A 19,738-nucleotide genomic window follows, 5' to 3' on the forward strand; every position below is an offset into this window, starting at 1 on the left:
CATCCCATGCGCAGACACCCCCACCCCCTCGCCACCGGCTGCCGCACGCTCCTCGCGGCGGCCCTCCTCCTCGCGTCCGCCGCGCTGACGACGGGCACCGCACAGGGCAGTGCCGCGCAGAGCAGTGCCGGACACGGCAGTGCCGAGCACAGCGGTGCCGCCGCGGAACCCGGCGCCCGGCTCGCGGGCACCGCCACGGCGTCCGACGCACGGCCCGGCGCCGCCGCCGCGTCCGGCATGAACCCCGCTCGCGACACCGCCCGCCCCATCGGCACCACGACCGCCCACGCCCCCGACCCCGCCGCGCCCCACCGCGGCCGGGTGACCGGAGCCCGTACGCCCGACCGCTCCCCCGCCCGCGACCGGGCCGTCCGCGCCTTCGCCGAGGGCCGCCGCGCCGCCGCCCGCGAGGGCGGGCCGGACCGGTTCCACCGGCCGGCGCGCCCGGACGCCGACCTCACCCACGACTGGTGGGGTGTCTTCCCGCAGCCCGGCACCCACGACGGCATCACGGCCACCCACACCGTCGACCCCGCGTACCACGTCCGGGACTCCGAGAACTTCACCTACGCGCCCACCACCAAGGCGCAGAACTCGTGCATGGAAGTGGTCACGGCCTACTGGCAGAGCGGCCCCGAACTGTGGGCCTGGGACTGGTGCGGGGCGGGCGGCCCCGCCAAGACGCTGCCCGTCGACGCGGCGTTCCTCGCGAAGTACACCCCCGGCGGCGGCGCCCCGGCCGCCTACAGCGTCCAGTTGGTGCGCGAGGGCGGCTCGGGCAACACCTGGGGCGCCTACCTGTACAACCACCGTACGGCGAACTGGGAGCTGCTCTACCGCCAGTCCGGGAAGGATCAGAGCGGGCTCGACCACGGCTGGGACATGTTCGAGATCTACGCGAGCGTCAACCCCGCCACCGGCGTGGGCTGGTACTGCACCGAGGCCCGGAACACCGTCTTCGACAGCTCCGCGATCAAGCTCCGCCGCGACGGCGCCTGGAACCCCGCGAGCCCGGCGGACTCCCCCTGGACCGACCCCGCGCCCGACGGCCGGGACTTCCTCTGCCCGGGGCTGAGGTTCCTCCGCGCGGGGGCCGACGACCACTGGACCGTCCGGCAGTGACGCGGCCCCCGGGTGGTGGAGATGCGGTGACGCGGCCCCGGAGGGGCGATCGGCCCCCGGACGGGAATCAGCCCTCGAAGGGGAAGTAGTCGACCAGCAGCATGTCCCGCACGCCCCGTCCGGCCCCCGCGGCCGGACGGATGGGCGTGACGCCATGGAAGACCCGGCGGTCGTCGAGGACGATGGTCTCGAACGGCGTGGTCAGCAGCGCCTCGTGGACGGGCACCCGGTCCAGGCCGTAGAGGCGCGAGTCGGCCCCCTCCACGTTCTCGCGCCGGATCAGCACCTGGGCGACGTAACAGTGCCCGTCCTGGTGGACGCCCTCCGGGGCGGGGTGCCCCTCGGCGTCCGTCGTGGCGACGACGCGTATCTGGTGCACCCCGCAGGCGTCCATCCCGTCGCGCGGCCCGGGCAGCCGCTCCCGGAGCGTGCGGACGACCGTGGCCAGCGCGGCCCCCGCGGCCACGCCGTCCGACAGCGGGGCGAACATGCGGTCCACGCCGCCGTTCACCCGGTTCACGGCCGCGTCCTGGAAGAAGGCCGTGTGCGGCAGCCGCTCCAGGCCGTCCGGAAGGATCCGGAACCTGCTGTACCGGCGGAAGCGGTACGGGGTGCCGGCGCCCAGGTGGGCGTCGGCGGGCAGGTCGTTCCAGGACTCGGTGAACAGGGTCACCGCCGCCGGCGGCAGGGCCGCGAGGGCGCCCGCCAGCAGGTCGGCGGAGAAGTGGGCGAACGGCGGCGGAAGTTGCCCGCCGTCCGTCCCGGGATGCTCGGAGACGCGCAGGGACGCAGGGGTCATCGGTCTGCCTCAGCCTTCCGTGAGCCTTCGTGTGGGCCGGATACCGGTGACCGAGCCTACGCAGGAGCGGGGCCGAAGGGCAGCGTCCGACAACTTCCGTCACGTGCGTCACACTTGACACACTAGCCACACAGTGTCGCCTCAGACCTCCTTGGCCAGGAAGGCGAGGACACGCTCCGTGTACTCGGCCGGCTTCTCGGCGGGCACCAGATGCCCCGCACCCACGATGAAGGCCGCCTCCGACCCCTTCGACAGCGAGGCCCCGATCCTCGCCAGCCCGGCCTCGTCCAGGACGACGCTCTTGTCCTCGGTGCCGTGGAGGTACAGGGTCGGCTGGACCGGGACCTCACCCCAGAGGGCGGCGTGCCGGGCGGCCCATTCCGGGGTTCCCATCTCCTTCGGCGCGAAGTTCACGCGGTAGAGGTCGATGGCTGCGCGCAGCCGGGCCGGCTCGCCGAGCGCCTTGCGGACGGCCTCGAAATCCGCCGTGGCGTCGTAAGAGTCCGCGGTCCACTTCTCCTGCATGACCTGGCGCACCCACACCATGTCGTCGGCGGCGAGGACCTCGTCCGCCATGTCCATCTGGAAGAACCAGAAGTGGTTCAGCCGCTCGATGCCCTCGTAGGTGTTCGCGTATTCGCCGAAGAAGGCGAGCGGCGGGACGTCACTCGCCACCACGCGGGACCAGCGCTCCGGTGCGGTGTGGGCCACCGCCCACGCCGTGGCCGCGCCCCAGTCGTGGCCGATGACGACCGCGTCCCGGCCACCGCCCAGCGCTTCGTGCAGCGCGTTGGCGTCCGCGACCAGGTCGGCGAGGTGCATGCTGCCGTCCGCGGGCAGGGCCGAGGGGGCGAACCCCCGGATGTTCGGCGCGACGGCGCGATAGCCGGCGGCCGCGAGGGCCGGTATGACATGGCGGTACGTGGCCTCCCCGGACTCGGGGAATCCGTGGAGGAGCAGCGCGAGGGGGCCTTCACCCTCCTCCGCAAAAGAAATCTCGACATCGTTGACGACAACGCTGTTGCGCTTCATACGGGAATTACCTCATTGCCTGATTGCCGGGCCGATGCGTTCCTCCGGCTATTCCGCCGGAGTGGTTCCCAGCCTCCGGCCCGGGCCTTTTGCGCACAAGTACCCACTTATTGGTAAGCCCTTACCGCGTGGTAATCTCCCCGGGCGCCGACTTCGGCGCCTTCCCCGCGGCGGCCGTGAGCGGATGTGCGTGCCGTCAGTGACCGCTATAACATGAGATCGCGGCGTATATGCGGAACCGCCCCCGGTCGCCCTCCCTCTCTCTCAGGTGAAAGCACCCTCCAGGAGGAGTTACCACCGTGGGTCTCACGTCCCAGAATCTACTGTTGCTCTTGGTGTTCATCGCGGTCGCGGTGTGCGCCCTGGTTCTGTGGCTGTGGCCGCGCGCCGCCCGCAAGGGGGTGCTGTCCTGGGCCTCGCGCCTGGGCATGCTCGTCGTCTCCCAGGTGAGCGTCCTCGCCGTGCTGCTCGTCGCCGCCAACAACGAGTTCGGCTTCTACTCCACCTGGAAGGAGCTGTTCGGGCAGAACTCCAGCCACCAGGAGCTCCAGCCCGGCAAGGAGGGCGAGAAGCGGGCGCCCGCGCTCGTGGTGAAGGGCCAGGAGTCGGTGGGGCTCGGCCCGCGCGAGAAGGGCGGGCAGGTGGACCGGATATCGATCCACGGGCCGGTCACCGGCCTGAGCATGGACGGGTACGCGTACCTGCCGCCGCAGTACTTCCAGAAGGGCCACGAGAAGGACCGCTTCCCGGTGATCGTCGCGGTCACCGGCCAGCCCGGCGTCTCCAGAAACCTGATCACCCAGATCAAGGTCCCCCAGGCCGCGTCCAAGCTCGTCAAGGAGCGCAAGATGCGGCCGACGATCGTCCTGATGGTCCGCCCGTCGGTCGTCGCCGACCGCGACACCAACTGCACCGACGTCCCGGGCGGCCCGCAGGCGATGACCTTCTTCAACCAGGACCTGCCGATCGCCGTCAACGACAAGTACCGGGCCGACAACTCGCGCGGCGGCTGGGGCGCCGTCGGCAACTCCACCGGCGGCTACTGCGCGTTGAAGATGGCCATGACCAACCCGGCCCGCTACGGCGCCGGCGCCGGCCTCTCCGCCGACTTCTTCGCCCGCCAGGACCGCGAGACCGGCGACCTCTACGCCGGCAGCAAGCAGCTGAAGAACGAGGCCGACCTGGTCTGGCGCCTGACCCACCTGCCCGCGCCGCCGGTGTCGCTGCTGGTCGGCGTCAGCAAGAAGGGCGAGGAGAAGTACCTCACGCAGGCCACGCACTTCGCCGAGAAGGCCAAGTGGCCGACGAAGGTCGACAAGCTGGTCCGCGACGAGGGCGGCCACAACTTCCAGACGTGGCGCGAGGAGTACCCCGAGGTGCTCCGCTGGCTCGACCGGCAGCTCGCCGACCCGCGCTGACCGGGGGGTGCCCCGGCCCCGCCCCTTCGCCGCTTCCTGGGGCTGCGCCCCAGACCCTTGTCGCGGCTGCGCCGCTCGTCCTCAATCGCCGGACGGGCTGAGTAGGGCGCCCACTCCAGCCCGTCCGGCGATTGAGGACAACCGCGCGGAGCGCGGTTTCAGGGGGTGCGGGGGGCTCCCCCTGCAAGAAACGGTGAAAGGGAGGGACCGGGGCACCGAAACCCCTCCCCCCGGGAACGGAACGGCACGCCGTCGCGTCCCAGCCGGTGTGGCCCGATTGCGCGGGTGCCCGGAGCGGCCCGGGCCCCCACGGGGGAGGGGGCGGGACGGCATGGACGCCAACGGCGGCGACGAGCGGTTTCCCCTGCTGGCCGGGCGGTACCGGCTGCTGGGCAGGCTCGGCAGCGGCGGCATGGGCGTGGTGTGGCGCGCCTACGACGAGGTGCTGGGCCGCGAAGTGGCCGTCAAGGAGGTCCGGGCCCCCGAGCACCTGCGCGAGGCCGACGTCCGGGTGCTGCACGCCCGGCTGGTCCAGGAGGCCCGGGCCGCGGCCCGGATCAGCCACCCCTACGTGATCACCGTGCACGACGTGGTCGAGGAGCACGGCCGCCCGTGGATCGTCATGGAACTGGTCCGCGGCCGGTCGCTCGCCGACGTCCTGGAGGCCGACGGCCTCCTCTCGCCCAAGGAGGCGGCACGCGTGGGGTCCGCGGTGCTCCTGGCGCTTCGCAGCGCGCACGCCGCCGGCGTCCTGCACCGCGACGTCAAGCCCGCCAACGTCCTGCTCCAGGACGACGGCCGGGTGGTGCTGACCGACTTCGGCATCGCCCTCGTCGAGGGCACGGGCACCCTCACCCGCACCGGTGACGTCATCGGTTCGCCCGACTACCTGGCCCCCGAGCGGGCGCTCGGCAAGCACCCCGGTACCCCCTCGGACCTGTGGTCGCTGGGCGCCACGCTGTACGCGGCCGTCGAGGGGATGTCGCCGTTCCGCCGCGCCTCGGCGCTGGGCACGCTCCAGGCCGTCGTGCACGAGGACCCGCCCGCGCCCCGCCGCGCCGGCCCGCTCGCGCCGCTCCTGCTCGGCCTGCTCCGCAAGGACCCGAGCGCGCGCATGGGTTCGGTGGAGGCGCAGCGACTGCTGGACGCGGCGGCGGTCGCGCCGGCGGCGGGCGGACGGGCGGGGACGGGTGCGGGGGCCGCCTTCCCGGATCCGGGACGGTCGGGCGGCGGCCCCGGCGAACGCGACGAGCACGGCACCGGCGGGGGCACGGGCTCCGCTTCCGCAGCCCCGGGAGAGCGGGACCCGGACGGGACCACGGAGGAACGGCCGGGGGCGCGGGCGGCCGCCGATCCGCGTACGGGGACGCGTACGGAGACGGGGACGGGTCCGGGGGCGCCCCGGCCGCGGCCGGGCACCGGCACGGCGACGGAGCCCTGGAGCACCGGGCCGGGGGCACCGGCCGGATCCGGGGCACCCGCCGGGGCGGCCACGGCGCCGCCCTCCGCCTCCGCGAGCCGCGGAACACCCGCGGGCCCGGGAGCGTCCGGGGACCGGAGCGCGCCCGTCACCCCCCGCACGCCGGACGGCAACCCGCCCGCGCCCCCGTACCGCGACCCCGGCACCCCGTCCGGGCACCTCCCGACGTACATCCCCACCTCGCCCGACGTCCGCCCCTACACTCCCGCCCCCGCCCCCGGCACCGGGACGCCCCCCACCCCGTACGCCCCCTACGGCCCTGTCCCCACCCCCGGCTTCCCGGCCATGCTGCGGTCGGCGGGGACGCCGGGGCTCGTCGCCGGCGGTGGCGGAGCGGGGCCGGCCCGCGGTGGCCGGTGGTCCGCGCGCAGGCTGGCCGCTCCCCTGCTGGCCCTGCTCATCGCGGGCGGCGGCGTCTCGGCCGTCCTGTTCCTCCACGACGGCAAGGGCCCGGGGACGAGCCCTTCGGGCGGGACGTCGACCCCGTCCTCGGCGCCGGTGCGGCAGCCGGAGCCCCCCGCCGAGACGAACGGCGACCGTTCGTCGGCGCCCGCGCCGACCGACGACAGCCGCTCCGGCGGCCCGGCGGAATCCACGCCCGGCCCCACGACGACCTGTCCGCCCGGCAGCTGGGTGACGACCTGCCGCCCTTACTGACCGTCAGCAAGCCGACCACACAGCGCCATCGGCGTCCCGGTCCGCCCACCGGTTCGCCCGCGAGAAGTCCACCGGCAGTCATCGGCAGTGCAAGAACCGGCAATCGGGGGTGCGCACATGTGGCTGATACCCGTCCCCATCGACACGGCGAACAGGCGGAAACGACGGCGGCTCCGGACCGTCGCCGTGCTGACGGTCCCCGTCCTCGCCATCGGCCCGGCCCTGGCGGCGTGTTCGTCGGACGGGTCCGGCGGCGGCGACCGGAAGAAGACGATCGCCCTGGAGGCGGTCGGGCAGACCGGTGACGCGCCGTTCGTCTCCGACCCGCACAGCGACGTCCAGGGCGTCAGTTCGACGGACGGCGGAGGTACGGCGATCGGCGACGCGCCGGGCGCCTTCGGCGGCACCCGGCAGATCTCCCGTTGCGACAAGGCCCAGTTGCTCAAGGACCTGGCGGGGGACCCGGTCAAGGCGAAGGCGTGGGCCGAGGCCCGGGGCATCGCGGAGCCGGAGATCCCGGCGCACGTCGACGGCCTGACGCCGGCGGTCCTGATGCACGACACGCTCGTCACCAACCACGACTACGACGGCGAGGGCCGGGCGCGGGCCTATCCGGCCGTGCTGCAGGCCGGCGTGGCCGTGCTCGTCGACGCCTACGCGAAGCCGGCGGTCAAGTGCAACTGCGGCAACCCGCTGGGGGAGCCGGACTCCTCGGTGAACGTGCGCGACGCGGCGTTCGACGGGCGGCGCTGGGAGGGCTTCGCGGTGGCGACGGTCACGGTCATCCTGCCGCGGCCCGTCGAGAAGGGCCCGCTGAAGGCGATCCCGCTGGTCGACACCGAGCGGAAGGACCGGATGTTCCACCGCGAGGTCGGCGACGACGGCTCGCACGACTCGGCGCCGACGGCCCGGCCGCCGACGCCGTCCCACACCCCCGGCACCCCGGGAACCCCCGGTACGGGTACGGGCTCGCCCTCGCCGGACGGCTCCGGCGCGCCTTCGGGCCCGTCTTCCGACGCGTCCGGTTCGTCGGCCTCCTCGGGCGCTCCCTCGGGTACTTCCCCCCACCCGCCCTCCGACCGGCCGTCCCCGTCCGCCCACGACTCCGCGCCGAGCGGCTCCTCCCCCCACGCCGCCTCGTCCCGCCCGCCGTCGACGCCGCACGTCCCCTCCCCACCGCACGTCCCGACGGCTCCCCACCCGCCGTCGAAACGTCCCACGGTCGCCCCGCCCACCCACGCGGCCCCGACGACGGCTTCGCACGAGTCCGCGGTCAAGCCCTCGGCGCCGCTGATGGCCACGCCGCCGCGGCCGCCGCGGACGGTGTCGCCACCGGCGGCCCGGCCGGCCGAACCGCCCTCCTCGGGCGGCGGGTACTCCGCGCCGCGGGCGCCGTCAGAGGAACGCCAGCCCGATCCCCAGCGCCGCGAAACCGCCCGCGAAGGCGCGGCGAACCCACAGCGTGGCACGGGGACTTGAGACCACGCGGTCCCGGAAGGCCGCCGCGAACCGCCCGTAGGCGACGAACACCAGGAAGGTGAGGAGGATGAAGACGGCGCTCAGCTCGACCATGCGCAGCAGGACGTGCGGCTCGTCCTCGCTCACGAACTGCGGGAGGAAGGCGAAGAAGAAGAGGGTCAGCTTGGGGTTGAGGATGTTGATCAGCACACCGTCGAGGATCGTCCGCGCCGCGGACCGGGGCGCGGCGTCCTCGTCGGCGGCGAGCGACCCCTTGTCGCGGAGCGTCGCCCAGGCCATGAACAACAGGTAGGCGACACCGGCGTACTTGAGGACCTGGAAGGCCAGGGCGCTGGTGTGCAGCAGGGCGGCCAGGCCGGTGACGGCCGCCGCCATGTGCGGCAGCGTGCCGAGCGTGCAGCCGATCGCGGCGACGAGGCTCGCCCGGGCGCCGCGCGAGAGGCCGGCGGCCATGGTGTAGAGCACGCCGGTGCCGGGGGTGGCCACGACGATCAGTGAGGTCAGCAGGAATTCGATGCTCAAGGTGCTCCGTCCGGGACGCGCGTGCCGGGTCCTGTCCACCCCGGCGTCTTCTCATCTCCGACCCTGCCGTCACAATGGCCCGATGGACAGGTCCAATGAGCGTGCTGCCAAAGGGTCCATAGCGCCGGGCGCCCCCGGCTCGTGGCCGAGTTCCTCCCGTCCGGAAGGGGATGCCCGCGATGCGGAGCCGAATGTCTCCGGTCCGGAGCCGGATGCCTCCGATGCGGAGCCGGGTGCCTCCGGTTCGGACTTCCTCCAGCTCGACGTCGGCGACGCGCCGCCGGGCGGGCTGGCCGACTGGCTGACCCGGCGGCTCCGGGAGGCGATCGCCGACGGGCGGCTGCCGGTGGGCAGCCGGCTGCCGCCCAGCCGGCTGCTGGCCGGTGAACTGCGGCTGTCGCGCGGGGTGGTGATCGAGGCGTACCGCCGGCTGACGGAGGACGGGCACGCGGCCGGGCGCGGCCGGCACGGCACGTTCGTGGTCGCGGCGCCGGCCGTGGCGCGCCCGCCGTCCGGCCGGGCGCCGGCCCCGGCACCGGCACTGTCCGCCCGTCCGGCCGGGCCCGACGGGCTGTTCACGGCCCCCGGCGCGGACGCGTTCGACGCGCTGCGGGCCGCTCCCGCCCGGATCGACCTGTCGCCCGGGCTGCCCGACCTCACGGCGTTCCCGCGGGCGGCCTGGCTGGGCACCGAGCGCGCCGTCCTCGGTTCCCTCACCTCCTCGGCGTTCGGCTACGGCGACCCGCGCGGGACGCCGGAGCTGCGGCTGGCCCTGGTCCGCTGGCTCGCCCGGACGCGGGGGATCGTGGCGGACCCGGACGAGGTGATCGTCGTCGGCGGGGTCGCCCAGGCGATGGGGCTGGTGGCCCAGGTGCTGGTCCGGGCGGGGATCGGCGAGGTGGCGGTGGAGGACCCGGGTTCGCTGGGCGCCCGGCAGCACTTCGCGTACTGGGGCGCGGCGACGCCGCCGGTGCCGGTGGACGCCGAGGGCGTCCGCGTCGACGCGCTGCGGGCCACCGGCGCGCGGGCCGTCCTGCTCACCCCCGCGCACCAGTTCCCGACCGGGGTGGTCCTCGGGGGCGCCCGGCGGCGGGCGTTGATGGACTGGGTCGCGGACGGCGGTCTGGTCCTCGAGGACGACTACGACGCGGAACACCGCTACGACCGGCCTCCGGTGGCGGCGCTGCGGTCGATGCTCACGGACGGCGTCTGCTACATGGGCAGCATCTCGAAGCTGTTCGCCCCCGCGCTGCGCGTGGGCTGGCTGCTCGCGCCCGCGCGGTACCGGGAGGCGCTGGTGGACGCGAAGCGGTTCACGGACCTGGGCAACGCGGCGCTGCCGCAGCTGGTGCTGGCCCGGCTGCTGGAGTCGGGGGAAATGGAGCGCCACCTGCGGCAGTTGCGGCGGCGGCACCGGAGGCGGCGGGACGCGATGATCGAGGCGATCGGCGCCCGGCTGCCGGGCGCGGTGGTGCACGGCGCCGCCGCCGGCCTGCACCTGATGGTCACCTTCGACGGCGGTCCGGACGACGCGGCCGTGGCCGCGGCGGCCCTGGAGCGGGGCGTGAAGGTGCAGCCGCTGTCCTGGCACAGCCTCCGGTCCCGGCGGCCCGGCCTGGTGCTGGGGTACGCGGCGCCGCCCGCGTCCGACATCGCGGAGGGCGTGGCGACGATCGCGGAGGTGATCCGCGACCTGTCCTGAGAGCCACGCCCGTCCTGACGCTCCGTCAACTCCCGTCGGCCATCAGGGCCCGCGCCGCCTCCCGCGCGTGCAGCGCGGGTTCGGCGCTCCCGGAGAGGGCCGCCGTGGTGATGGCGCCCTCCGCGAGGAGGAGGAGCTGGTCGGCCAGCGCCTCGGAGCCGCCCGCGGCGGCGGCCAGCCCCGCCAGGTACCGCCGGAAGGCGTCCTTGTGCCGCCGCGCGGCGGCGGCGACGCCGGGGTGGGTGGCGCCCAGTTCCCCGTAGGAGTTGACGAAGGCGCATCCCCGGAAGTCCGGCTCCCCGAACCACGTGTGGAGCCAGTCGAAGACGGCCAGCACCCGGTCGGCCCCGGCCGGGCGCGCGTCGGCGAACCGCTCCAGTGAGGCGCGCCAGCGCTCGTCCCGGCGGCTCAGGTACGCCTCGACGAGAGAGTCCTTCGAGGGGAAGAGCCCGTACAGCCGCTTGAGCGACACCCCGGACGCGGCCCGGATCGCGTCCATGCCCACCGCCTGCAGCCCACGGCCGTAGAACAGTTCCTCGGCCGCGTCCAGCACCTTGCCCTCCGGGCTCTCCGACAGCTCCGGCCCCGCCTGCGCCACGGACTCCACCACCCTCTCCCCTTGCACGAGAACCACCGTTCTCCTACGCTACCGCACACCCCGGAGAACGATCGTTCTCCACCGGTCCGAAGCCAACAGCCGCACAAGGAGACCGCCATGCCCGAAACCCCGAGGCCCCCGCTGCCGCCGTTCACCGCCGAGACCGCCCTGGAGAAGGTGCGCGCCGCCGAGGCGGCCTGGAACAGCCGCGACCCGGAGCGGGTCGCGCTCGCGTACACCGAGGACTCGGAGTGGCGCGACCGCGACGTCTTCCTCACCGGCCGCGCCGAGATCACCGCCTTCCTCCGCGACAAGTGGCGCCGCGAACTCGACTACCGCCTCCGCAAGGAGCTCTGGGCGTACACCGACGACCGGATCGCCGTGCGCTTCGCGTACGAGTGGCACGACGCGGCGGGTCGCTGGTACCGCTCGTACGGCAACGAGAACTGGGAGTTCGCCGCCGACGGTCTGATGCGGCGCCGCTTCGCGAGCGTCAACGACGTCCCCATCCGACAGCACGAACGCCGCCTGGCCGCACCGCCCTCCGACCGGGGCGTCTGAGCGCGGGCCCTCCCGATGCACTCATCGATGCACGCACTGCGTGCATAATGGCGGCACGAGCGCGCCGGACCACCGGTCACCGACTGTCCGGCGCGCCCCCATGCCTTGTTCCCCGGGCCGGGCGACCGCCATGGAGTCCGGCCCGCGGCCGACGGAAGGACGCATGACCGTGAGCAATCCGCTGGACACCACGGCGCTCGACGCCGCCCTGGAGAACGTCCACCGCGCCGGAATCCCGGGCCTGTTCGCCGAGGTGCGCGACGGCGACCGGATCTGGCGTGGCGCCACGGGCGTCGCCGACGTCACCACCGGCCGCCCCGTCACCGCCGACATGCGGCACCGCGTCGGCAGCATCACCAAGACCTTCACCGCCGCCGCCGTCCTGCGACAGGTCGAGAGCGGGACGATCGGCCTCGACACACCGATCGGCCGGTACCTCCCGGAGCTGGTCCCGGGGGAACGCGGCCGGGCGATCACGGTCCGGATGCTGATCAACCACACCGGCGGCCTGGCCGAGTACCTGCCCTACGCCTACCCGTCCCTCAAGGCGTTCCCCGACCTCGCGGCCACCGGCCCCGAGAGCCTGGACGACCACCGGTTCACCCGCTTCGACCCCGCCGACCTGATCGGGATGGGCGTCGCCGCCCCTCCCGTCGGCGCCCCGGGCGGCACTCCGGGCTTCTACTCCAACACCAACTACCTGCTCCTCGGCGCCCTCCTGGAGCGCGTCACCGGCACCACGGCCGAGCGGTGCGTCACCCGCGACGTCATCGAACGCGCCGGGCTCCGGGACACCGAACTCCCCACGGAACCGCACATCCAGGGCCCGCACCCGCGGATGTACGAGGCGTGGTTCGGCATGATCGACCCGCCGCGCGACTACAGCGCCTACGACATGTCCTGGGTGGGTCCGGCGGGCGCTCTGATATCGACCGTCGCGGACCTCAACCGCTTCTACCGCCTGCTGCTCGCCGGTGAGATCGTCACCCCGTCCTCACTGGCGGAGATGCGGCGCACGGTGCCGGTCGTCTCCCAGGAGGGCAGGACGATCCCCTACGGCCTCGGCCTGCACCCGCTGGAGACCCCCGGCCGGGACACCTTCTGGGGCCACGGTGGCACGGTCTGGGGTGCCGGAGCGCTGTCCGCGATCCGCGCCGACGGCGGCCGGCAGGTGTCCGTCGCGGTCAACCTCCAGCGGTGGAGCGCGTTCGACGCCTCGGGCAGGCCGCGGCCCCACCCGATCGACGACGCGCTGGCGGCGTTCCACCGGCTGGCGATGTACGGCTGACACGCGGGTACGGGGGCGGGCGGTGCCGAACGGGGGCGCGCCTCCGTCCGCCCGCTCCACCCGCTCCGGCGGCGACGAGTACCGAACGCCGCACCGCCACCCCGTCACCGCCGCGCCCGGCGGGCACTCCCCGGGGCGAACTCCCGGCCCCGCCGGGCGTGGCGCCGCGCCGCCCCCCGCCGTCCGGCCCATTCTGGCCCTCGTGCGCACCCCTGACCCGGACCGCCCGTGCGGCGCCTGCTGACGGCCGCCCTCCTGGCCACCGTCGCGCTGACCGGCCCCGCCGCCGGCGCGCAGCCGCGGGCGGGCGGGGGCCGGGGCGCGGCGGGGACGCCCATCGTCGCGGCCGATCAGGCGAGCCGGGCCGTGTACGTCCTCCGGTCCGAGCCGCGGAGCTGGGACGTGGGCCGGGGCACGGGCGTCCTGTGGTCGTGGAGCGCCGACGGCCAGGCGGGCCTCGCCGATCTGGACCCCGGCGCGTCGTGGAGCAACCCGAGCGAGGCCAAGCTCCGCGAACTCGGCGGCCGCCGCTATCTGCTGGCCACCGCCTCCGGCGGGCTGGCGGCGGTGGTCGGGTACCCCGGGCGGGACGTGTACTGGGCCGCCCACACCGGGCCGGGCAACGCGCACAGCATCGACCTGCTGCCCGACGGCAACGTCGCCGTCGCGGCCAGCACCGGCGGCTTCGTCCGCGTCTACGCGGCCTCGGCCGGCTCCCGCGCCACCCGCCACGCGGAGGTGCCGCTGCGGGGCGCGCACGGCGTCCACTGGGACCCCCGGACCCGGCTGCTGTGGGCGCTCGGGAGCCGGGAGCTCGTCGCCCTGCGGGTGGAGGGGCCGGCCGACGATCCCGGCCTGGTCGTCGTCCACCGCAGCGCCCTGCCGACCCGCGACGGCCACGACCTGGCCCCCGTCCTCGGCACGAAGGGCCGCCTCTGGGTGACCACCGGCACGGCCGTCCACCAGTACGCGACGGGCCGGCACCGCTTCGTGGACTACCCGCTGAGCTCCCGTATCAGCGCCCCCGGCGTCAAGAGCATCGGCGACGACCCCGCCACCGGCCGGATCCTGATGGCCCGGCCCGAACCGGGGCACGCCTGCGTCTGGTGCACGTCCGTCCTGACGTTCCACCAGCCGGACGGCACCAAGCGGATGGTGCGGGGCGCGATGTACAAGGCCCGCTGGTGGACCTCGCGCCGGGACTGACGCCCCCGCCCCCGCACGGCGGGGACCCGCGGCCGTCCTGCACACTTTCCCGGTGACAAGACGCCCGACCGCACCGCCCCGGCCGACGCCCGCCCGCGTACCCCGCACGGGAACCGTCCGATGAGCGCTCCCCTGGCCGAGTCCCTCTCCGTCGTTCTGCTCCTGGCGGTGCTGGCCTGCACGGTGGTCCGTCCCTGGGGGCGGTCCGAGGCGGTGTTCGCCGTTCCGGCGGCCGCTCTGGTGGTCCTCGCCGGGGCGGTCTCCCCGGAACACGCCCGCGCCGAGGCCGGGCGGCTCGGGCCGGTGATCGGTTTCCTGGCGGCCGTCCTGGTCCTCGCCCGGCTGTGCGACGACGAGGGGCTGTTCCGGGCCTGTGGGGCCTGGATGGCCCGTACCGCCGCCGGACGGCCGCGCAGGCTCCTCGCGCAGGTCTTCGCCGTGGCCTCGCTGATCACCGCGGTGCTCAGCCTGGACGCCACGATCGTGCTGCTGACGCCGGTGGTGTTCGCCACCGCCGCCCGGCTCGGCGCCCGGCCGGGTCCGCACATACACGCCTGCGCCCACCTGTCGAACACCGCCTCGCTCCTCCTCCCCGTCTCCAACCTCACCAACCTCCTGGCGTTCGACGCGACCGGTCTGGACTTCACCCGGTTCGCCGCCTTGATGGCACTGCCCTGGCTGGTCGCCATCGGGACGGAGTACCTGGTGTTCCGGCGGTACTTCGCCGCCGACCTGGCGGCCGGTGCCGGGACGCCACCCTCCGCCGGGCGGGACGAGGTGCCGGTGTTCGCCCTGGCCACGGTGGCGGGTACGCTCGCGGGCTTCGTCGTCACCTCCGCGTTCGGTGTCGAGCCCGCCTGGGCCGCCCTCGCCGGGGCGTCGGTGCTCGCGGTCCGCGCCCTGGCCCGGCGCCGTACGACGCCCGGCGCCCTGCTCCGGGCCGCGTCGGTACCGTTCCTCGCCTTCGTCCTGGCCCTGGGCGTCCTGGTCCGCGCGGTCGTCGACAACGGGCTCGCCACCGGCCTCGGCCGGCTGGTCCCGGACGGCACCGGGCTGTGGGCCCTGCTCGCCCTCGCGGCCCTGGCCGCGCTGCTGGCGAACCTCGTCAACAACCTCCCCGCCGTGCTGGTGCTGCTGCCGCTGACCGCCTCCGCCGGTCCCGGCGCGGTCCTCGCGGTACTGCTGGGGGTCAACATCGGCCCCAATCTCACCTACACCGGGTCCCTGGCCACGCTGCTGTGGCGGCGCATCGTGCACGAGCACGACGAGGAGGTCGCGCTGGGCGAGTTCACCCGGCTCGGACTGCTCACCGTGCCCGCCTCCCTGGTGCTGTCGGTGGTGGCGCTGTGGGCGTCGCTCGCCCTCATCGGAGCCTGACACCGCCCGCCGACGGGCGGGGGAAGGAGGCCGGGCACGGGAGGCCGGGACCATCGTCCTGACCCGTCATCGTCCCGATTCCGGAGGGCCGGCCCGTCCGCGTCGGCTCCGTCCGCTCGCACGCCCCCGGGGCCGCCGACGTCGTCCTGCCGCACACCACCGGCCCGGGGGCGGCCGACACCGCGCCCGGCGCCCACGCCGGGCCGCTCGGCCCGGCCGGGGCCGACGGGCCCTGAGTACCGCGGGGGCCATGGCCGCACCCCCGCCCGGACGTTCGGCCACCCCTCACCGAGAGACCGGACGCGGTCCCTCCGCCAGCCGGGCGCGGACGTCCGCGGCGGCGTCGAGGCTGCCGGGCACCTGCTCCCACAGGGCGAGCAGGGCGGGCGCGAGCAGCGACGCCCGGTCCCCGCTGTGCTGCCAGCAGTAGTGGGCGCGTTTGAGGGCCGCGACCGCCTCGGCGTCCGTCGGGCCGCCGCGGGCCAGCCGGTTGGCGGCGGCGGACATCCACAGTTCGGCCGCGCGCGGGTGGTCGCCGGCCAGCCGGGCGAGGTCGGCGCGGACCTCGATCCACAGTCCGGCCTCGGCGCTCTGCGGCCCGTGCCGGCGCAGCACCTGCTGCTCCCAGGCGGCGGCCATGGCGGCGGCCTCGTTGTGCCGGCCGGCGTTGGCGGCGGCCAGGATCCGCGGCAGCGCGTCCTCCTCACGGGCCGGCGCCGGTTCCTGCCGCGGGGGTTCGGCCGGGAGAGCGGCCGCCGGAGCGGCGGGCGCGGGGACGGCCCCGGCCGGCGCCGGGGCGGCGTGCGCGGGGTTGGCGAGGACGGGCCCGGGCGTGCCGTGCCGCAGGACCAGCCGGCCGTCCGGCAGTCCCGCCTGGTCCAGGGCGAGTTGGTGCAGCAGGGCCGGGTCGAGAACGGGCCCGGCCGTGGGGTGCCCGAGGTCGAGAGCGGTGAGGAAGGCCCGGGTGTAGGGCGAGGCGTCGGCGGGGGCGCGGTCCGGACTGGGGATGACGACGCCGCACACCGCCGGCCCCGCGGTCAGCCGGCCGTCCCGGACGGCGGCGGCGACGTGCGGCCAGGATCTCTGGTCGGCCTCGACGTCGACCACCAGCAGGGTGGGTCCGGCGTGTTCGCCGAGGGTGCGGGTCAGCCACTCCCAGGGCAGTCCGGTGTAGCGGACCGTGCCGGGGGTGCTGTCGCGGAGCGCGAGGTGGACCTCGCCGCCCTTGCGGGCCGGCACCATCAGGTGGCCGGTGACCCACACCAGCAGGGGCCCGGGGACGGTGGCGGCGTCACGGAGGTAGGCCAGGACGCTCTGCGGCCCGGCCATCGCCGGGAGCTGGACCACGTCCGCGGTCGGGGCGGCGAGGAAACCGCGCGGCCCGGCCCCGGCGACGGCGTGCGCGGTCGGGTTCGGCACCAGGCCCCGCCGCCGGTCGGGGGTGCCGTCCAGCAGCAGAACACAGCCATGGGTCAGGTGGTCCAACGCGTTCTTCCTTCCGGCCGATACGGAGACTCGTGGCCCGGTGCGGCGCCCGGTGCCGGACGCCGGGCCCGGTGCCGGATCCCGCGTCCGTGCAAGACGTTCCGTGCAGTACGTGAGGCAACTGTAGGCGCCACCACTCGTATCGGCTCCGGCAATCACCCCGTGCGCGCGGGGTGGCGGGTCCCGTCCGCGCGCGGACGGGACCCGGTGCGCCCTGCGGCGCGTCAGCCCATGGCGTTGCGCGACTGGGTGCTGTCGTCCATGGCGCTGCGGTTGAGCATCCTGCAGTAGGGGACGTTGGCGGCCTTGTCGTCGATGTACTTGGCCGCGACCCAGGTCTGGCGGTCCCTCAGCTGGTACCAGACGTTGTTGCCGCCGATGTCCTGGGCGCGGACCTTGCACCGCAGCCCGATCTGGATCCGGTGGCGCAGGATGCCGCGCACGGAGGCGTCGGTGCTGGGCAGGGCGCGCTCGTTGACGCCGGTGCGGGCGCTGACCGTGCCGTACGCCCGGGCGGCGCCGTCGGGCGTCGCCTCGGCCGGAACGGCGAGCAGCGCGGTACCCGCCGCGGTCGCCGCCAGCACGCCGGCGGTGAGCCGGCCGGCACGGGTCGCGAGTCTCCTGGACATGGAACTCCTCTGGTACGAGGTGGGAAACAGAGCATTGCCCAGGTTCCACACGTGATGTCCGGTTAAACGCTGACAATGGGTGATAGGGCCGACTGGCACGCCGTCAGATGGCGGTACCGTTCCCGCCCTTCCCGGCCTGGCCCTCCTCTTTCTTCTTCGCCCGGCTGGGCTGGACGCGCTTGGGCTCGCCCTTCATCTTGGGGTGCTCCGGCGGGTACGGCAGGTCGCCGAGCCCGTGCTCGCGCTCGTCACGGGCGGCGAGCTCCAGGGCGGCGTCCAGGGCGCAGGGGTGGTCCTCCATGCCCGCGTGCACGTCGCCGAGTTCGGCGTAGCGGGCCGGCATGGTGGTGATGTCGAAGTCCTCGGGAACGGCGCTCTCCAGCTCGTCCCAGCGGAGCGGCGCGGAGACGGGGGCGTGCGGGCGGGGCCGGACGGAGTAGGCACCGGCGATGGTGCGGTCGCGGGCGGTCTGGTTGTAGTCGACGAAGACCTTGGCCCCGCGCTCCTCCTTCCACCAGGCGGAGGTGACGTGCTCGGGCATCCGCCGCTCCAGCTCCCGGGCGACGGCGATGGCGGCCCGCCGCACCTGGACGAAGGTCCAGCGCGGGGCGATCGGCACGAAGACGTGCAGGCCCCGGCCGCCGGAGGTCTTGGGCCAGCCGGTCAGCCCCAGCTCGTCGAGGAGCCCGCGCAGGGCGAGGGCGGCGCGCACGGCGTCGGCGTACCCGGTGCCGGGCTGCGGGTCGAGGTCGATGCGCAGCTCGTCGGGGTGGTCGGTGTCGTCCCGCCGGACGGGCCAGGGGTGGAAGGTGAGGCAGCCGAGGTTGGCGGCCCAGAGGACGGCGGCGGTCTCGGTGGGGCAGATCTCGTCGGCGTACCGGCCGCTGGGAAAGGCGATCCGGCCGGTGGGGATCCAGTCGGGGAGGTTCTTGGGCGCCCGCTTCTGGAAGAACGACTCGCCCTCGACGCCGTCGGGGTAGCGCTCCAGGGTGGTCGGGCGGTCCCGCAGGGCGCGCAGCACGCCGTCGCCGACGCTCAGGTAGTACCGGGCGACGTCGTACTTGGTGTAGCCGCGCTCCGGGAAGTAGACCTTCTGCGGGTTGGACAGCCGTACCGTCCGCTCGCCGACGGTGAGCTCCAGCGTCTCTGCCATGCGGCCACGCTAAGGCGTCCGGGGGCCCGGGCGCCTGTCGGCGGGCGGGCCGGCGCCGCCGCCCGCACAATCGGGATCATGGACCTTCCGGTGATGCCGCCCGTGGAGCCGATGCTGGCCAAGCCCGCGGCGACGATCCCTCCGGGCATGCAGTACGAGGCCAAGTGGGACGGTTTCCGGGCCGTCGTCTTCCGGGACGGCGACGAGCTGGAGTTGGGCAGCCGCTCGGGCCGCCCGCTGACCCGCTACTTCCCGGAGCTGGTCGCGGCCCTGAAGGACAACGTGCCGGAACGCTGTGTGCTGGACGGCGAGATCGTCGTCGCCCGGGGCGGCCGCCTGGACTTCGACGCCCTGCTGGAGCGCATCCACCCGGCCGCCTCGCGGGTACGCCATCTGGCCGAGACCACCCCCGCCGCGTTCGTCGCCTTCGACCTGCTGGCCCTCGGCGACGCGTCGCTGCTCGCCACCCCGCAGCGCGAGCGCCGCCGGGCGCTGGAGGACGCCCTCCGGGACGCCGGCGACCCGGTCTTCACCGCGCCCGTCACCTACGAACTCGACGTCGCGCACGGCTGGTTCGAGCGGTTCGAGGGCGCCGGCCTGGACGGGGTGATCGCCAAGCCGCCGGACCTGCCGTACCGGCCCGGCGAGCGTGCCATGGTCAAGGTCAAGCACGAGCGGACGGCCGACTGCGTCGTCGCGGGCCTGCGCCCGCACAAGAGCGGACCGGTGGTCGGCTCGCTGCTGCTGGGCCTGTACGACGCCGCGGGCCGGCTCCAGCACGTCGGCGTGTGCGGCGCGTTCACCATGAAGCGGCGCCAGGAGCTGATGGCGGAGCTGGAACCGCTGCGCATGCCCACCGCCGAGGGCCACCCGTGGCAGGACTGGGCGGACGCCGACGCCCAGGCCACCGACCGCCTCCCGGGCGGCCCCAGCCGCTGGACGGGCAAGAAGGACCTCTCCTGGGCCCCGCTGCGCCCGGAGCGCGTCTGCGAGGTCGCCTACGACCACATGCAGGGCGACCGCTTCCGGCACACCGCCCGCTTCCGCCGCTGGCGCCCGGACCGCGAGCCGGACGGGTGCACGTACGCGCAGCTGGAGGAGCCGGTGTCGTACGACTTGGCGGAGGTGCTGGGGGGTTAGCGCCGGGGGCTCCCTCAACACTCGTACGCCCATACCGAGATATGCGGTGACATTCACCTGAAGGGCCTATTCCGGCGGAACAAGGGTAGT

The 19,738-nt window shown here is 74.8% G+C and carries 17 protein-coding genes; 10 read left to right on the plus strand and 7 right to left on the minus strand.

Annotation, left to right across the window (positions count from 1 at the left end; all coding sequences use genetic code 11):
* The first annotated feature begins 6 nt into the window (after positions 1–6).
* Complete coding sequence (locus ACH4PU_RS05685) at positions 7–1,122, plus strand: carbohydrate-binding protein (protein ID WP_398266498.1); 1,116 nt, start codon at positions 7–9, stop codon at positions 1,120–1,122.
* A gap of 67 nt (positions 1,123–1,189) precedes the next feature.
* Here the strand turns inward: ACH4PU_RS05685 and ACH4PU_RS05690 are convergent, their stop codons facing one another.
* Both ACH4PU_RS05690 and ACH4PU_RS05695 read right to left on the minus strand, forming a co-directional pair.
* Positions 1,190–1,921, minus strand: coding sequence for a 2OG-Fe dioxygenase family protein (locus ACH4PU_RS05690; RefSeq protein ID WP_398266501.1), 732 nt, complete (start codon positions 1,919–1,921; stop codon positions 1,190–1,192).
* Between the two features lie 141 nt (positions 1,922–2,062).
* Positions 2,063–2,953, minus strand: coding sequence for an alpha/beta fold hydrolase (locus ACH4PU_RS05695; RefSeq protein ID WP_398266504.1), 891 nt, complete (start codon positions 2,951–2,953; stop codon positions 2,063–2,065).
* A 335-nt stretch (positions 2,954–3,288) separates the two neighbouring features.
* On the opposite strand from ACH4PU_RS05695, the gene ACH4PU_RS05700 reads away from it, so the two are divergent.
* From ACH4PU_RS05700 to ACH4PU_RS05710, 3 genes are all read left to right on the plus strand, one after another.
* On the plus strand, positions 3,289–4,371 hold the full coding sequence (locus tag ACH4PU_RS05700) for an alpha/beta hydrolase (protein ID WP_398266970.1): 1,083 nt from the start codon (positions 3,289–3,291) through the stop codon (positions 4,369–4,371).
* A 331-nt stretch (positions 4,372–4,702) separates the two neighbouring features.
* Positions 4,703–6,508, plus strand: coding sequence for a protein kinase (locus tag ACH4PU_RS05705; RefSeq protein WP_398266509.1), 1,806 nt, complete (start codon positions 4,703–4,705; stop codon positions 6,506–6,508).
* 117 nt (positions 6,509–6,625) lie between these two features.
* The gene (locus ACH4PU_RS05710) at positions 6,626–7,987 is read left to right on the plus strand and encodes a DUF6777 domain-containing protein (RefSeq protein ID WP_398266512.1); all 1,362 of its coding nucleotides are present in this window, start codon (positions 6,626–6,628) and stop codon (positions 7,985–7,987) included.
* On the opposite strand, the gene ACH4PU_RS05715 is transcribed toward ACH4PU_RS05710, so the two are convergent.
* The gene (locus tag ACH4PU_RS05715; protein WP_398266515.1) at positions 7,904–8,509 is read right to left on the minus strand and encodes a LysE family translocator; all 606 of its coding nucleotides are present in this window, start codon (positions 8,507–8,509) and stop codon (positions 7,904–7,906) included. The genes ACH4PU_RS05710 and ACH4PU_RS05715 overlap by 84 nt on opposite strands.
* Before the next feature lie 82 nt (positions 8,510–8,591).
* Here ACH4PU_RS05715 and ACH4PU_RS05720 point away from each other — a divergent pair, with 82 nt between their 5' ends.
* Positions 8,592–10,211 (plus strand): PLP-dependent aminotransferase family protein, encoded by a 1,620-nt coding sequence (locus ACH4PU_RS05720; protein WP_398266518.1) that lies wholly within the window; start codon positions 8,592–8,594, stop codon positions 10,209–10,211.
* Positions 10,212–10,236: 25 nt separating this feature from the next.
* Here the strand turns inward: ACH4PU_RS05720 and ACH4PU_RS05725 are convergent, their stop codons facing one another.
* Positions 10,237–10,818 carry a TetR/AcrR family transcriptional regulator gene (locus ACH4PU_RS05725; protein WP_398266973.1) on the minus strand — a complete coding sequence of 194 codons (582 nt, stop codon included), beginning with the start codon at positions 10,816–10,818 and terminating at the stop codon, positions 10,237–10,239.
* 108 nt (positions 10,819–10,926) lie between these two features.
* Between ACH4PU_RS05725 and ACH4PU_RS05730 the strand changes: the two genes are divergently transcribed.
* The 4 genes from ACH4PU_RS05730 (at position 10,927) to ACH4PU_RS05745 (ending at position 15,241) form a co-directional block, all read left to right on the plus strand.
* On the plus strand, positions 10,927–11,370 hold the full coding sequence (locus ACH4PU_RS05730) for a nuclear transport factor 2 family protein (RefSeq protein ID WP_398266521.1): 444 nt from the start codon (positions 10,927–10,929) through the stop codon (positions 11,368–11,370).
* A 163-nt stretch (positions 11,371–11,533) separates the two neighbouring features.
* Positions 11,534–12,658: a serine hydrolase domain-containing protein gene (locus ACH4PU_RS05735; protein WP_398266524.1), complete on the plus strand. Its 1,125-nt coding sequence runs from the start codon at positions 11,534–11,536 to the stop codon at positions 12,656–12,658.
* A gap of 228 nt (positions 12,659–12,886) precedes the next feature.
* On the plus strand, positions 12,887–13,864 hold the full coding sequence (locus ACH4PU_RS05740) for a DUF6528 family protein (RefSeq protein WP_398266527.1): 978 nt from the start codon (positions 12,887–12,889) through the stop codon (positions 13,862–13,864).
* Positions 13,865–13,984: 120 nt separating this feature from the next.
* Positions 13,985–15,241, plus strand: coding sequence for an SLC13 family permease (locus ACH4PU_RS05745; RefSeq protein WP_398266530.1), 1,257 nt, complete (start codon positions 13,985–13,987; stop codon positions 15,239–15,241).
* Between the two features lie 285 nt (positions 15,242–15,526).
* Here the strand turns inward: ACH4PU_RS05745 and ACH4PU_RS05750 are convergent, their stop codons facing one another.
* From ACH4PU_RS05750 to ligD, 3 genes are all read right to left on the minus strand, one after another.
* Positions 15,527–16,726 carry a hypothetical protein gene (locus ACH4PU_RS05750; RefSeq protein ID WP_398266533.1) on the minus strand — a complete coding sequence of 400 codons (1,200 nt, stop codon included), beginning with the start codon at positions 16,724–16,726 and terminating at the stop codon, positions 15,527–15,529.
* A gap of 224 nt (positions 16,727–16,950) precedes the next feature.
* Positions 16,951–17,355: an SH3 domain-containing protein gene (locus tag ACH4PU_RS05755; RefSeq protein ID WP_398266536.1), complete on the minus strand. Its 405-nt coding sequence runs from the start codon at positions 17,353–17,355 to the stop codon at positions 16,951–16,953.
* 103 nt (positions 17,356–17,458) lie between these two features.
* Entirely contained in the window at positions 17,459–18,508 is a 1,050-nt protein-coding gene (gene ligD / locus ACH4PU_RS05760; protein WP_398266539.1) for a non-homologous end-joining DNA ligase, read from the minus strand.
* Between the two features lie 78 nt (positions 18,509–18,586).
* Here ligD and ACH4PU_RS05765 point away from each other — a divergent pair, with 78 nt between their 5' ends.
* Entirely contained in the window at positions 18,587–19,648 is a 1,062-nt protein-coding gene (locus ACH4PU_RS05765; RefSeq protein ID WP_398266542.1) for an ATP-dependent DNA ligase, read from the plus strand.
* The last annotated feature ends 90 nt before the right edge of the window (positions 19,649–19,738 follow it).

This window comes from Streptomyces sp. NPDC021100 (assembly GCF_044333095.1).
Taxonomy (GTDB): domain Bacteria; phylum Actinomycetota; class Actinomycetes; order Streptomycetales; family Streptomycetaceae; genus Streptomyces.

Bases quoted from the DNA above. Each gene is read 5' to 3' on its own strand.
- ACH4PU_RS05685 (WP_398266498.1), top strand. From the start codon at position 7: ATGCGCAGACACCCCCACCCCCTCGCCACCGGCTGCCGCACGCTCCTC.
- ACH4PU_RS05690 (WP_398266501.1), bottom strand. From the start codon at position 1,921: ATGACCCCTGCGTCCCTGCGCGTCTCCGAGCATCCCGGGACGGACGGC.
- ACH4PU_RS05695 (WP_398266504.1), bottom strand. From the start codon at position 2,953: ATGAAGCGCAACAGCGTTGTCGTCAACGATGTCGAGATTTCTTTTGCG.
- ACH4PU_RS05705 (WP_398266509.1), top strand. From the start codon at position 4,703: ATGGACGCCAACGGCGGCGACGAGCGGTTTCCCCTGCTGGCCGGGCGG.
- ACH4PU_RS05710 (WP_398266512.1), top strand. From the start codon at position 6,626: ATGTGGCTGATACCCGTCCCCATCGACACGGCGAACAGGCGGAAACGA.
- ACH4PU_RS05720 (WP_398266518.1), top strand. From the start codon at position 8,592: ATGGACAGGTCCAATGAGCGTGCTGCCAAAGGGTCCATAGCGCCGGGC.
- ACH4PU_RS05730 (WP_398266521.1), top strand. From the start codon at position 10,927: ATGCCCGAAACCCCGAGGCCCCCGCTGCCGCCGTTCACCGCCGAGACC.
- ACH4PU_RS05735 (WP_398266524.1), top strand. From the start codon at position 11,534: ATGACCGTGAGCAATCCGCTGGACACCACGGCGCTCGACGCCGCCCTG.
- ACH4PU_RS05745 (WP_398266530.1), top strand. From the start codon at position 13,985: ATGAGCGCTCCCCTGGCCGAGTCCCTCTCCGTCGTTCTGCTCCTGGCG.
- ACH4PU_RS05755 (WP_398266536.1), bottom strand. From the start codon at position 17,355: ATGTCCAGGAGACTCGCGACCCGTGCCGGCCGGCTCACCGCCGGCGTG.
- ligD (WP_398266539.1), bottom strand. From the start codon at position 18,508: ATGGCAGAGACGCTGGAGCTCACCGTCGGCGAGCGGACGGTACGGCTG.
- ACH4PU_RS05765 (WP_398266542.1), top strand. From the start codon at position 18,587: ATGGACCTTCCGGTGATGCCGCCCGTGGAGCCGATGCTGGCCAAGCCC.